Source organism: Candidatus Accumulibacter sp. ACC012 (assembly GCF_907163155.1).
GTDB classification, from domain to species: Bacteria; Pseudomonadota; Gammaproteobacteria; order Burkholderiales; family Rhodocyclaceae; genus Accumulibacter; species Accumulibacter delftensis.
This window is the reverse complement of the sequence record NZ_CAJQUC010000001.1, coordinates 73,267-85,109: the sequence shown is the minus strand read 5'-3', so window position 1 is coordinate 85,109 and position 11,843 is coordinate 73,267. Positions and strand designations below refer to the sequence as shown.

Genomic DNA, 11,843 nt, shown 5'->3' with positions numbered 1-11,843 from the left:
CGACACGAGCATGAACATGCCCTCCTTCCCTATCCCGGCACCGCAGTTCAACGGCGCCTGCCGCCGCGTCGCGGCCGGCAGCGCACTGAGCTGGCTGAAGCAGGGCTGGGCCCTGTTCATCGCCAATCCCGGGGCCTGGATCGCAATGATGGTCATCGTTATCGTCATCTACATCGGCCTGGCGATAGTCCCCTTGATTGGCCCACTCGCCGCCCACCTGCTGACGCCGGTACTGGCAGCCGGCATGCTGGTCGCCTGCCACAAGCTGGCGCGGGAGCAGGGGCTCGAAATCAGCGACCTCTTCGCCGGTTTCCAGCAGCACACGGCGGCGTTGCTGACGCTCGGCGTGCTGTACATGCTGGTCATGCTGGCGCTGTTCGTGCTGGTGATGCTGCTCGCCGGCAGCGGCATGGCCGGCGCCATGATGATGCAAAGCCCCATGGCGGCGGGCATCGCTTTCGGCGGGGTGGCGCTGGCCGGGGTGCTCTGGCTGCTGCTCTCGGTGCCCATCGTGATGGCCATCTGGTTTGCCCCGGCGCTGGTCATTTTCAACGCCATGCAGCCAGTCGACGCGCTCAAGGCAAGCTTCAACGCCTGCCTCAGGAACGTCGTCGAGTTTCTGGTCTATGGCCTGCTGGTCATGGTCCTGTGTTTTTTTGCCGCACTGCCGGTCGGTCTCGGATTCCTGGTCCTCGGACCAGTCCTGGCCGGCTCCGTGTATGCTGCGTACCGTGACATTTTTCTCGCCGCCTGAACGCAACTGACGACAACATGCAAGCACTGACTCTTAACGCGGCGCACGGCTGGCGCTGGCTGGCCGAAGGCTTCCGGATTTTCCGGAAGAACCACCTCATGCTGACCTTCCTGGTCGTCAGCTACTGGATGTTGATGGCCATCGTCAATGTCATCCCGGTGATCGGCACCATCGCCACCACGCTGTGCATCCCGGCTTTTTCGGTCAGTCTGATGAACGCCTGCCGGAACATCGACAAAGGTGGGCCGCTTGGCCCGCAAACCCTGTTCTCGGGTTTTCAGAAGAACCCGCGCGCACTGATCACCCTGGGCGCCATTTACCTGGCGGCGACAGTCGGCATTCTCGCCATCTCGTCACTCGCCGATGGCGGCGCGCTGATGCAACTGATGCTCGCCGGCCGCACGCCGGATGCAGAGGTGCTCGCCAGTGGTGACGTAATGCTCGCCCTGCAGGTGGCGCTGATTCTCCTCTGCCCGCTGATCATGGCTTACTGGTATGCGCCAATTCTTGCCGCCTGGCATGGACTGTCGCCGGCCAAGGCGCTGTTCTTCAGTTTCATCGCCTGCGCCCGCAACTGGCGCGCTTTCCTGGTCTATTCACTGGCCCTCCTGGTCGCCGCAACGCTGCTCCCGGGGCTGCTGCTCGGCACCCTCGCCGCGCTGCTGCCGGACGGCGCGGCCCTGCTTACCGTCGTGCTCACCGTCTTGCTGGTCCTGATCCTGGCACCAACCGTGTTCGCCAGCTTCTACGTCAGCTACCGGGACGTCTTCGTCACGGCTACGGAAAGCGATGCCTGAGAAGCAAGGCGAGCAGCCACTGGGAATTTTTGGCGGCACTTTCGACCCGGTTCATTTCGGACACCTGCGGCTCGCCGAAGAAGCGGCCGACCACCTCCAGCTGGCCGCCGTGCGCTGGATTCCGGCCGGGCAGCCGCTGCTGCGCGCAGCGCCCCAGGTGAGCGCGCGCCACCGTCTGGCGATGGTGCACCTGGCCACAGCCGGGAATCCCGGCTTCGAAGTTGACGCCGCCGAAGTCGACGCCGCCCAGGCGAGTTACACCGTGCTCACCCTCGAACGCCTGCGCCAGGCCAATCAACTGGGCAAGCGGCGACCCCTGGTCCTGCTGCTCGGTGCCGACGCTTTCGCCGCCCTGCCCAACTGGCACCGCTGGCAGTCGCTGCTCGAACTGGTGCACATCGGCGTCGCCCATAGATCCGGCTTTCCGATCGACGTCGGCAAGCTGCCGGAAACGCTGACCGCCTGCTATCGTGAACGCTTGTGCACGCAGCCGACGGCCTTGCACGAATCGGCAGCCGGCCGTATCGCCACTTTTGCAATGACCCCGCTGGGCATTTCGGCAACGCAGATTCGCACGCTGCTGGCAAGCGGCAGCAGTCCGCGCTATCTGCTCCCCGATGAAGTCATCGCCTACATCCGCAAGCACAACCTTTACCCGGAGTACTGACTCGCCAATGAAACTCGCGCAGCTGGAAAAGCTCGTCGTCGACGCGCTCGAAGACATCAAGGGCCGTGACGTCGAAGTCATCAACACCACCAAACTGACCTCGCTATTTGACGCCATCGTCGTCGCCTGCGGCGACTCGAACCGCCAGGTCAGATCACTGGCCCGCAACGTTCAGGACAAGGCCCGCGAAGCGGGCGTTCATGTCCTCTCCTGCGAAGGCGAAGAAACCGGCGAATGGGTACTGGTCGACCTCGGCGACGTCGTCGTCCATGTCATGCAGCCGGCGATTCGCAGCTACTACCGGCTTGAAGAACTGTGGGGCGGCAAAGGCCCGGAGCGGGTCCGCCGGGCGAGCGCAGCGACTAAAGAGGCGGCCACCGGCGAGGAATGAAACTGGCCATCCTTGCCGTCGGCCACAAGCCGCCCGCATGGGTCGCGCAAGGCTGTGCCGAGTACCTCAAGCGCATGCCGCGCGAACTGCCCCTGGTGATCGTCGAGATCAAGCCCGAAGCGCGCGGCTCGAAGACCCGCGAGCAACTGCTGGCCGCCGAAAGGACCCGCCTGCTGGCCGCGCTGAACGGCTATCAGCGACTGATCGTCCTCGACGAACGCGGCGCCGACCTGAGCACCGTGCAGCTTGCCGAACGCCTGCAGGACTGGATGCGTAGCGGCGGCGCGACGGCTTTCGTGATCGGCGGCGCCGACGGTATCGACGCCGAACTCAAGGGACAAGCCGATGAAACCATCCGCCTCTCGAGCCTGACCCTGCCGCACGCCGTCGCCCGGCTAATCCTCTGCGAACAGCTCTATCGCGCCATCAGCGTCGTTCGCAACCACCCCTACCACCGGGAAGGCTGATGTCATTATTCTCTTTGCAGCACCGACGGGTGCACCTGGCGTCGCGCAGCCCGCGCCGACGCGAATTGCTGACCCAGATCGGCGTCGGCTTCGACACCATCGCCTTCCGCGATGCTCAGCGCGGCGACCCGGAACTCGACGAAACGCCGCTGCCCAAGGAAGCGCCGACGGCCTACGTCGAACGCCTCGCCCGCAACAAGGCGAGCCTGGGCTGGCGCATCGTCAACTGGCGCGGCCTGCTGCTGCAGCCCGTGCTGGCCGCCGATACGACCATCGAACTGGCGGGCGAACTGATTGGAAAACCGCTCGACGTCGACGACGCGCAGCGCATCCTGCGCCGCCTTTCCGGCCAGACACACCGCGTGCTGACCGCCGTCGCGGTCAGCTTCGACGAGCGCACCGAACTCCTCTGCTCGATCAGCGAAGTACGTTTTCGCGAACTCGATGACGACGAGATTGCGCGCTACGTCGCCAGCGGCGAGCCGATGGACAAAGCCGGCGCCTACGGCATCCAGGGGCGGGCGGCAATGTTCGTCGAACATATCGCCGGCAGCTACAGCGGCGTAATGGGGCTGCCACTGTGCGAAGCGGCGCAACTCCTGAAACGCTTCGGCTACCAGGTGTAGCCCTAACAGACCGCCCCACGGAGAAAGGAAACCGGTTCAGTGCGCATTCTGCTGGTCGAAGATGATGCCTTGCTCGGCGACGGTATTCGTGCCGGTCTCAAGCTCGCCGACTACGCGGTGGACTGGGTGCGCGACGGCGCGGCTGCGCGCCTGGCCCTGCTCGATCACGACTATCAGGCCTGCGTTCTCGATCTCGGCCTGCCCAAGCGCGATGGCCTGTCGGTACTCAAGGAGCTGCGCGGACGCGGCAGTCAGCTGCCAGTGCTGATCCTCACCGCGCGCGACACCAGTGCCGACAAGATTGCCGGCCTGGACAGCGGCGCCGACGACTACCTGACAAAACCCTTTGATCTGCCCGAACTGCAAGCACGGCTGCGCGCCCTGATTCGCCGTGCGGGCGGCGCCGCGACGCCCACCCTGACGCACGCCGGCCTGGTCCTCGACCCGGCGAGCAAGCGGGTCACCCGGGACGGTCAGGCGATCAGCCTGTCGGCCCGCGAATACGCGCTGCTGCTCGACCTGCTGCGCCACAAAAAACACATCCGCAGCCGCCGCCAGATCGAGGAAAGCCTCTACGCCTGGGGCGAGGAAACCGGCAGCAACACCGTCGAAGTCCACATCCACAACCTGCGCCGCAAGCTCGGTGCCGACTTCATCCGCACCGTGCGCGGCCTCGGCTACCGACTGAGCGACGACGCCTGATGGGCAGCGGCCGCCCGCGCGCGCGCTTGCAGTCGCTGCGCTGGCGCCTGCTCGGCACCGTCTGCATCGCCGCTCTGCTGGGCCTGGTAATCAGCGGAGTACTCAGTTACGGGCAGGCGCAGCACGAAGCCGAAGAGTTGATGGACGGACATCTGACGCAATCGGCCCGACTCCTGCTGGCACTGGTACACGATAACGAAGACTATCTGGCAGAACTGGCGAAGCGCCTGGCGACGGTCAGCAACGAGCAGGCCCATCCCTACGAGCAATCGCTGGAGTTCCAGATTGGACGCGCCGACGGCTCCCTGCTGCTGCGCTCGGCGCATGCGCCCGACACGCCCTTGTCCAGCGAACCGGGCTACCGCGTCATCGAACACGACGGCCATCCCTGGCGGATGCTGACCCTGGCGGCGAGCACCGCCGGGCACTCGGACTACCACGTCCAGGTCGGCCAGTCGATCGCGCTACGCGACCGCGCGGCACTGGAAGTAGCCGGCCAGGCGGTGCTGCCGATCGCTTTGATCTCTCCGCTGCTGCTGCTCCTGCTCTACTTCTCGGTGCGGCGCGGGCTGAAGCCTCTCGACGATCTGGCCGCCGACGTTGCTTCACGTTCGCCGGAAAATCTCGGGCCACTGGCCAGTGTCGATGCGCCGCTGGAAGCGCAACCGCTACTGGCGGCGCTCAACCGCCTCCTGGGCCGGCTGCGCGACACACTGAGCAACGAAAGACGTTTTACTGCCGACGCCGCGCACGAGTTGCGAACACCACTGGCAGCCGTCCGGATTCAGGCACAGGTCGCCCAGCTCAGCAAGGACGCCAAAGACCGCCAGCACGCGCTGACGCAGATCCTGGCGAGCAGCGACCGAGCCACGCGCGTCCTCGAACAACTGTTGCGCCTGGCCCGCCTCGACCCGCTGGCCGGACTGCCCAGCCCTGAAGAAATCGACCTCGCCGCTCTGGCACAACAGGTGTTGGCCGATGGCGAAGAGTACCGTGAGCGTAGCGCGAGCACAGAGGCGTCAGAGGGCTGCGCGATTCGGCTCGAGGCCGATGCGTCACCTTTATCGCTCTTATTACCCTTTTCGCCCTTGCTGCTCAGGGGCGACGCCGAGCTGCTGGCGATAGCGCTGCGCAATCTGCTCGATAACGCCTTGCGCCATACCCCGCCGGGCAGCACGATCACCGTTTTCGCGCGGCGGCAGGGCAATGCCTTGGCGCTAGGAGTGGCCGACGATGGGCCCGGCGTAGCGCCCGCGGACTTGCCGCGACTCGTCGAACGCTTCTATCGTGGTCGCGACGCGCACGGCGAAGGAAGTGGCCTTGGCCTGGCCATCGTGCAGCGCGTCGCCGAACTGCACAACGCCTGCCTGCAGCTGGAAAACCTCGACGGCGGCGGTTTCACGGCCTACCTGCGCTGGCCCTTGCCGCCAGCGGTGAAGGTAGCAGTCCCTGGCGCTTGACCGTTAATGTGAAAGTCGCGCATGCGACTCACGAACCTCCCTTCTCCCCCTGCGGGAGAAGGGCCGGGGGTGAGACGGGGAATTCTGGGCGCATGCGCCCAGCCCGTCGAACGATTCCGGCGTGCAAACCGGAATGCGCACTGCAAGCGAGAGGGAAAACGGTCATGACTTTCATGATCTGAGGTGTATCGATTGTCATGACCGTTAGCCGAAGCGCAGTCCGAAATACTGGCTGAGCAGCAGCGCAGTCAGGAGCACGACGATGATCGCCAGCAAGCGGTTCTGCTGGCGCTGCGTGCGCACCAGTCTTGCCAGCTGCGGCGCCACATTGGGCGCCTCTGGCCGGGCCAGCGCCTGGTGCACCAGACGCGGCAGCTGCGGCAGCATGCGCGCCCAGTTTGGCGCCTCCTGCTCGACGCCACGCTGGAAGGCACGCCGGCCTACCTGTTCGTTCATCCAGCGTTCAAGAAAGGGCTTGGCGGTTTTCCAGAGGTCAAGATTGGGATCAAGCTGACGGCCGAGGCCCTCGATATTGAGCAGCGTTTTCTGCAGCATCACCAGCTGCGGCTGGATCTCGACGTTGAAGCGGCGCGAGGTCTGGAACAGCCGCAGCAGCACGCGACCGAAGGAGATTTCGTGCAGCGGGCGGTCGAAGATCGGCTCACAGACGGCACGCACGGCGGCTTCGAACTCGTCGGCGCGGGTATCGGGCGGCGCCCAGCCGGCTTCGATGTGCGCCGTCGCCACGCGTTTGTAATCGCGCTGAAAAAAAGCAAGGAAGTTCTGGGCCAGGTAATTCTTGTCGGTATCGGTCAGCGTCCCGACGATGCCGAAGTCGAGCGCGATGTAGCGGCCGTGGTGCTCCGGGTCGGTGGCAATGAAGATGTTGCCGGGGTGCATGTCGGCGTGAAAGAAACCGTCACGGAAGACCTGCGTGAAGAAGATCTCGACGCCGGCGCGCGACAAGGCCGGCAGGTCGATGCCGGCGACGATCAGCGCCCCGGTCTGACTGATCGGGATGCCACGCATCCGTTCCATGACCATCACCGTCGTCGTGCACTGGTCCCAGTACACTTCGGGAACCTGCAGCAGCTGCGAGCCATGGAAGTTGCGCCGCAGCTGCGAGCAGTTGGCGGCTTCGCGCATCAAGTCGAGTTCGTCGTAGAGATACTTGGCGAACTCGGCGACGACTTCGCGCGGCTTCAGGCGTTTGCCGTCCGACCATACCGTTTCGAGCAATCCGGCGAGGGTGTCGAGGAGCGCCAGGTCATTGGCGATGACGCTGCGCATTTCCGGACGCAGCACCTTGACCGCTACCTCCTGGCCGCCGTCTTCCGGACGCAGGCGCGCGAAGTGTACCTGTGCTATCGACGCACTGGCGACCGGCGTCGCGTCGAATTCGGCGAACACTTCGCTGGCCGGCCGGCCGTAGGCGGCCTCGATCTGCGCCAGCGCCAGCTCGGACGAGAACGGCGGCACGCGATCCTGCAATTTGGCCAGTTCGTCGGCAATGTCCGGGCGCAGCAGGTCGCGCCGCGTCGACAGCACCTGCCCGAACTTGACGAAAATCGGCCCCAGTGCTTCCAGGGCCAGACGCAGACGAACCGCCGAGGGCGTATCGAAGCGGCGCCAGAAGTGCAGCGTCCGCGATAGCGCGGCCAGACGACCGCTGGGCTCGTGTTCGAGAATCATCTCGTCGAGACCGAAGCGGCTGGCAATACTGAGGATTTTGGCGAGGCGGAAAAGTCGCACGGAAGAGGGGCGCCCTGTGGTCGGCAAAGTATCGAGTTTACACAGAAACGAGCTTCATCGCGCCGGCTATCGTCGCTGCTCGAGCCCTGGCAACGTATAATCGACGGCTCAACCGAATCCACGACCCGACGCGCCCTGATGAGCCAAGACCTGAAATCCCACCTTGCCGAGCTGATGCGTGCCGCACTGCGCAGCGTTGCGCCTGCCGAGGTGGCTACGAGCGAAATCCACATCGAAAGGCCAAAGCAGGCCACGCATGGCGATTTCTCCTGCAACCTGGCCATGCAGCTGGCGCGCACGCTGAAACGCAATCCCCGCCAGCTGGCGCAGCTGCTGCTGGCCGAATTGCCGAAGTCGGCACTGCTCAGCAGCGCCGAAATCGCCGGCGCCGGCTTCATCAACTTTCGCCTGCACCCCACTGCCCGGCTCGAAGCCGTGCGCCGCGTCCTCGAGGACGGGCCGTCCTTTGGCTGCTCGGCAGCCGGCGGCAGGAAGAAAGTGCTCGTCGAATTCGTTTCCGCCAACCCGACCGGGCCGCTGCATGTCGGCCACGGCCGCGGCGCAGCCTACGGAGGCAGCCTCTGCCAGCTGCTCGCCTGCGCCGGCTGGGAGGTGACCAGCGAATACTACGTCAATGATGCCGGCCGGCAGATGGACATTCTGGCCGTGTCGACCTGGCTGCGCTATCTGGCACTGGCCGACCACGGAAGCAACGCCAGCGAGCCCATCCCTTTTCCGAGCAACGCCTACAAGGGCGCCTATGTCACAGAGATGGCCAGGCAGTTGCTGGCCACGCAGGGCGAGCGCTATCTGCGTTCGGCAGCCAGCGCCATCGCCGGCACGCCCGGCCTGCCCGACTCCGCGCGCACCGACGCCGAAGCTGCGCAGCAGCGCGAAGCGCATCTCGACGCCCTGATTGCGAATGCCAAGCAGCTGCTCGGCGGCGACTGGAAAGACGTGCACAACTACGTGCTCAGCGAACAGCTCGCCGACTGCCGCAGCGACCTCGAAGAGTCGGGAGTACATTTTGACGTCTGGTTTTCCGAAGAGTCGCTGTTCGCAAGCGGATTGGTGGCCCGCTGCGTCGAGCAACTCGACAAGGCCGGACATCTCTACCAACAGGACGGCGCCTGCTGGTTCAGGTCGACCACTTTTGGCGACGAAAAAGATCGCGTCGTGCAACGCGAAAATGGCCAGTACACCTACTTTGCGTCGGATATCGCCTATCACCTCAACAAGTACGACCGCGGTTTCCAGCGGCTGATCAATGTCTGGGGTGCCGACCATCACGGCTACATCCCGCGCGTCAAAGGCGCCCTCGCGGCGCTCGGGCTCGATCCAGACACGCTGGATGTGGCGCTGGTTCAGTTTGCAGTGCTCTATCGCTCGGGCCGCAAGGCGCAGATGTCCACCCGTTCCGGCGAGTTCGTAACCCTGCGCACCCTGCGCGAAGATGTCGGCAACGACGCCTGCCGCTTCTTCTACGTTCTACGCAAGTCGGACCAGCACCTCGATTTCGACCTCGACCTGGCCAAGAGCCAGTCCAACGAGAACCCGGTCTACTACATTCAGTACGCGCATGCTCGCGTCTGCTCGCTGCTGGCCCTGTGGGGAGGCGAGCCGCAAACGCTCGCCAGCACCGATCTCGGCCGCCTCGATGGCAGCCATGAACTGGCGCTCGCCGCCCGACTGGGCGAATTCCCGGAGACCGTCGAGACCGCCGCCAGCGAACTGGCGCCGCACCTGATCGCTTTCTATCTCAAGGAACTGGCGGCCGAATTTCACAGCTACTACAACGCCGAACGCATGCTGGTTGATGAACCCGCGCTGCGCGATGCGCGCATCGCGCTGGCGGCGGCGGTCAGGCAAGTGATTCGCAACGGTATGGCCATTCTCGGCGTCAGCTGCCCTGAATCGATGTAATCAAAGGAACAAACGGTCATGAGTCGAGACATGAAACAACCCCGCAGAACGCCTCCCCGCAAGACCTCGGGCGGCGGCACTCTGCTTGGACTGTTCATTGGCCTGGTCGTCGGCGTCATTGCCGTGGCTGGCGTGGTCTGGTACGTCAACAAAGTGCCATTGCCTTTCACCACCACCGGCCAGCAAGCGAAATTGCCGTCACCGGTCAGCGACGCGCCGCGCCCGGAACCGACGCCGGAAATAGCGGCGCCCGTCCCCCCGGCACCGGTTGCACTGCCTGGTAAGCCTGGCGATTCGACGACCCCCGAAAAACCGCGCTTTGACTTCTACAAGATCCTGCCCGGCAACGCCGAAGCCATTCCCGACCCGACACAGCGCGTACCCCGCGTGACCGAACGCCTGCCGGCGACCATCCCGCCGCTGGAGGGAAAACCGCTCGAAATCAAGCCGATCGACGTTCGGCCGCCGGAAGACAGGAAGGCCGAGGACAAGAAGGCCGAAGACAAGAAGGCCGAAGCGGAAGCGCTGCTCAAGAAGCCCATTTACCTGCAAGCCGGCTCGTTCCAGAATGTGGCTGAAGCGGACAACCAGAAGGCTCGGCTGGCGTTAATGGGCGTTGAGGCACGAATTCAACAGGTGATGCTGCAGGACAAGGTGTGGTACCGCGTTCGCCTGGGTCCCTACCCACGCATGGAAGAAGTCAGCATCCTGCGTGGCGAGTTGGCCAGGCAGGGTATCGATGCCCGTGTCGTCAAGAAGGACTGAGTCCGCTACGCAAACACTCAGACGCACAAGCACTCTGAGACGCTAACAAGGAAGGAGAACAAGACAATGCAAAGACGCATCAGTGGATGCTTGGCCGTGATCGCCCTGGTGGTACTGGCCATGGCCTTACCGGCGCGCGCCGAAGTGGTGGCCGATCGTGATTACGTGGCCATCGTCCCGGCGCAGGTCACCGACAATCCGGCCAAGACCGAAGTGCTCGAATTCTTCTCCTACGGCTGCCCGCATTGCGCAGACTTTGACCCGCTGGTCAGCAAGTGGGCCAAAGGCTTGCCGAGCGACGTGGTCTTCAAACGCGTCCCGATCTCCTTCGGACGCCCACAGTGGGCCAGCCTGGCGCGGCTGTATTACGCGCTGGAAGCGAGCGGCGAACTGGCCAAGCTCGATGCGGCCATATTCCGCGCCCTGCATCAGGAGAACAAGCGCCTCTTCGACGACAAGAGCATCATCGCCTGGGTGAGCGCACAGGGTATCGATGAGGCGAAGTTCACCGCCAGCTACAACTCCTTCGGAGTTCTCAGCCAGGCCAAGCGTGCGGATCAGATGGCGCACGCCTACAAGATAAAGGGAGTTCCGGCTCTCGCCGTAGACGGCAAGTATCTCGTCTCCAGCAAGGAGCTCAAGGGCTACGGCGATCTCCTGGCCTTGACCGAGCAGGTGATCGACAAGGCGCGCAGCGAGAAGCCGAAGAAGTGAGCCGGCAGGCGCGATGAGCGCCCGCGGAGCCGCCATGCCGGCGCCCCCCGCCAAGCTGTTCATCACCGGTGCCTCGTCGGGAATCGGCCAGGCACTGGCCGACTACTACGCCGCGCAAGGGGCGCAGCTCGGGCTTTGCGCGCGCCGCTCCGAACCGCTGCAACAGCTGGCCGCGCGCTGGCCAGGGCAGGTCCATTGCTACCCGCTTGACGTCACCGACGCTGCCGCCTTGCGTGCCGCCGGCGAAGACTTCATGGCCAATCGCGGCGTTCCCGATATCGTCATTGCCAACGCCGGCATCTCGATGGGCACGCTGAGCGAGCACGCCGAAGACCTGGATGCCATTCGCCGGATCATGGACACCAATTTCTTCGGAATGGCGGCGACCTTCTCGCCTTTCATCGGCCCCATGCGCCGCGCCGGTCGCGGGCGGCTGGTCGGCATCGCCTCGGTCGCCGGCATCCGCGGCCTGCCCGGATCCGAGGCCTACAGCGCCTCGAAAGCGGCGGTGATTGCTTATCTCGAAAGCCTGCGTGTCGAACTGCGCGCTTCGGGAGTCAAGGTGGTGACACTCTCTCCCGGCTACATCAGCACGCCGATGACCGCTGTCAACCCCTTCCCGATGCCCTTCCTGATGTCCGCCGAGGCCGCCGCACCGCGCTTTGCGCGGGCCATCGCCAAGGGTTGCAGCTATGTCGTCGTTCCCTGGCAAATGGGCGTCCTTGCCCGTTTGCTACGGCTGCTGCCGAACGCTGTCTATGACCGGCTGATGGTCGCTGCCCCACGCAAACCACGACAAGCCGCAGCCGAGTAGGCGACCACCGA

General features: G+C 64.7%; 13 protein-coding genes. 12 read left to right on the top strand and 1 reads right to left on the bottom strand.

All coding sequences use genetic code 11. From position 1 onward, the window contains the following. The first annotated feature begins 10 nt into the window (after positions 1-10). From QZ648_RS00405 to QZ648_RS00370, 8 genes are read left to right on the top strand one after another with little or no spacing between them, the layout of a single operon-like run. Positions 11-754, top strand: a complete 744-nt coding sequence (locus QZ648_RS00405; RefSeq protein ID WP_291995792.1) for a BPSS1780 family membrane protein — start codon at positions 11-13, stop codon at positions 752-754. A 17-nt stretch (positions 755-771) separates the two neighbouring features. Beyond that, the gene (locus QZ648_RS00400; RefSeq protein ID WP_169065351.1) at positions 772-1,551 is read left to right on the top strand and encodes a BPSS1780 family membrane protein; all 780 of its coding nucleotides are present in this window, start codon (positions 772-774) and stop codon (positions 1,549-1,551) included. Further along, positions 1,544-2,218: a nicotinate-nucleotide adenylyltransferase gene (gene nadD / locus QZ648_RS00395; RefSeq protein ID WP_169065350.1), complete on the top strand. Its 675-nt coding sequence runs from the start codon at positions 1,544-1,546 to the stop codon at positions 2,216-2,218. The genes QZ648_RS00400 and nadD overlap by 8 nt, the downstream gene beginning before the upstream one ends. Before the next feature lie 7 nt (positions 2,219-2,225). Further along, positions 2,226-2,609, top strand: coding sequence for a ribosome silencing factor (rsfS, locus tag QZ648_RS00390; RefSeq protein WP_169065349.1), 384 nt, complete (start codon positions 2,226-2,228; stop codon positions 2,607-2,609). After that, positions 2,606-3,076: a 23S rRNA (pseudouridine(1915)-N(3))-methyltransferase RlmH gene (gene rlmH, locus QZ648_RS00385; protein WP_169065348.1), complete on the top strand. Its 471-nt coding sequence runs from the start codon at positions 2,606-2,608 to the stop codon at positions 3,074-3,076. The genes rsfS and rlmH overlap by 4 nt, the downstream gene beginning before the upstream one ends. Then, positions 3,076-3,702 (top strand): Maf family protein, encoded by a 627-nt coding sequence (locus QZ648_RS00380; protein WP_169065347.1) that lies wholly within the window; start codon positions 3,076-3,078, stop codon positions 3,700-3,702. The genes rlmH and QZ648_RS00380 overlap by 1 nt, the downstream gene beginning before the upstream one ends. A 39-nt stretch (positions 3,703-3,741) precedes the next feature. Further along, positions 3,742-4,404, top strand: a complete 663-nt coding sequence (locus QZ648_RS00375) for a response regulator transcription factor (protein ID WP_291995791.1) — start codon at positions 3,742-3,744, stop codon at positions 4,402-4,404. After that, entirely contained in the window at positions 4,404-5,864 is a 1,461-nt protein-coding gene (locus tag QZ648_RS00370) for an ATP-binding protein (RefSeq protein WP_169065345.1), read from the top strand. Before QZ648_RS00375 ends, QZ648_RS00370 begins: the two co-directional genes overlap by 1 nt. Before the next feature lie 204 nt (positions 5,865-6,068). Here the strand turns inward: QZ648_RS00370 and ubiB are convergent, their stop codons facing one another. Beyond that, positions 6,069-7,616, bottom strand: a complete 1,548-nt coding sequence (ubiB, locus tag QZ648_RS00365; RefSeq protein ID WP_169065344.1) for a ubiquinone biosynthesis regulatory protein kinase UbiB — start codon at positions 7,614-7,616, stop codon at positions 6,069-6,071. A gap of 138 nt (positions 7,617-7,754) precedes the next feature. On the opposite strand from ubiB, the gene argS reads away from it, so the two are divergent. The 4 genes from argS to QZ648_RS00345 all read left to right on the top strand — a co-directional run bounded on the left by argS (position 7,755) and on the right by QZ648_RS00345 (position 11,832). Next, positions 7,755-9,539: an arginine--tRNA ligase gene (argS, locus tag QZ648_RS00360; RefSeq protein WP_291995790.1), complete on the top strand. Its 1,785-nt coding sequence runs from the start codon at positions 7,755-7,757 to the stop codon at positions 9,537-9,539. Positions 9,540-9,569: 30 nt separating this feature from the next. Then, a complete protein-coding gene (locus QZ648_RS00355) occupies positions 9,570-10,304 on the top strand; it encodes an SPOR domain-containing protein (RefSeq protein WP_291995789.1) in 735 nt (244 codons plus the stop codon). A gap of 66 nt (positions 10,305-10,370) precedes the next feature. Beyond that, on the top strand, positions 10,371-11,018 hold the full coding sequence (locus tag QZ648_RS00350) for a thiol:disulfide interchange protein DsbA/DsbL (RefSeq protein ID WP_291995788.1): 648 nt from the start codon (positions 10,371-10,373) through the stop codon (positions 11,016-11,018). Positions 11,019-11,052: 34 nt separating this feature from the next. After that, entirely contained in the window at positions 11,053-11,832 is a 780-nt protein-coding gene (locus QZ648_RS00345; RefSeq protein WP_291995787.1) for an SDR family oxidoreductase, read from the top strand. Positions 11,833-11,843 lie beyond the last annotated feature (11 nt).

Bases quoted from the DNA above. Each gene is read 5' to 3' on its own strand.
- QZ648_RS00405 (WP_291995792.1), top strand. From the start codon at position 11: ATGAACATGCCCTCCTTCCCTATCCCGGCACCGCAGTTCAACGGCGCC.
- QZ648_RS00400 (WP_169065351.1), top strand. From the start codon at position 772: ATGCAAGCACTGACTCTTAACGCGGCGCACGGCTGGCGCTGGCTGGCC.
- nadD (WP_169065350.1), top strand. From the start codon at position 1,544: ATGCCTGAGAAGCAAGGCGAGCAGCCACTGGGAATTTTTGGCGGCACT.
- rsfS (WP_169065349.1), top strand. From the start codon at position 2,226: ATGAAACTCGCGCAGCTGGAAAAGCTCGTCGTCGACGCGCTCGAAGAC.
- rlmH (WP_169065348.1), top strand. From the start codon at position 2,606: ATGAAACTGGCCATCCTTGCCGTCGGCCACAAGCCGCCCGCATGGGTC.
- QZ648_RS00380 (WP_169065347.1), top strand. From the start codon at position 3,076: ATGTCATTATTCTCTTTGCAGCACCGACGGGTGCACCTGGCGTCGCGC.
- QZ648_RS00370 (WP_169065345.1), top strand. From the start codon at position 4,404: ATGGGCAGCGGCCGCCCGCGCGCGCGCTTGCAGTCGCTGCGCTGGCGC.
- argS (WP_291995790.1), top strand. From the start codon at position 7,755: ATGAGCCAAGACCTGAAATCCCACCTTGCCGAGCTGATGCGTGCCGCA.
- QZ648_RS00355 (WP_291995789.1), top strand. From the start codon at position 9,570: ATGAAACAACCCCGCAGAACGCCTCCCCGCAAGACCTCGGGCGGCGGC.
- QZ648_RS00350 (WP_291995788.1), top strand. From the start codon at position 10,371: ATGCAAAGACGCATCAGTGGATGCTTGGCCGTGATCGCCCTGGTGGTA.
- QZ648_RS00345 (WP_291995787.1), top strand. From the start codon at position 11,053: ATGCCGGCGCCCCCCGCCAAGCTGTTCATCACCGGTGCCTCGTCGGGA.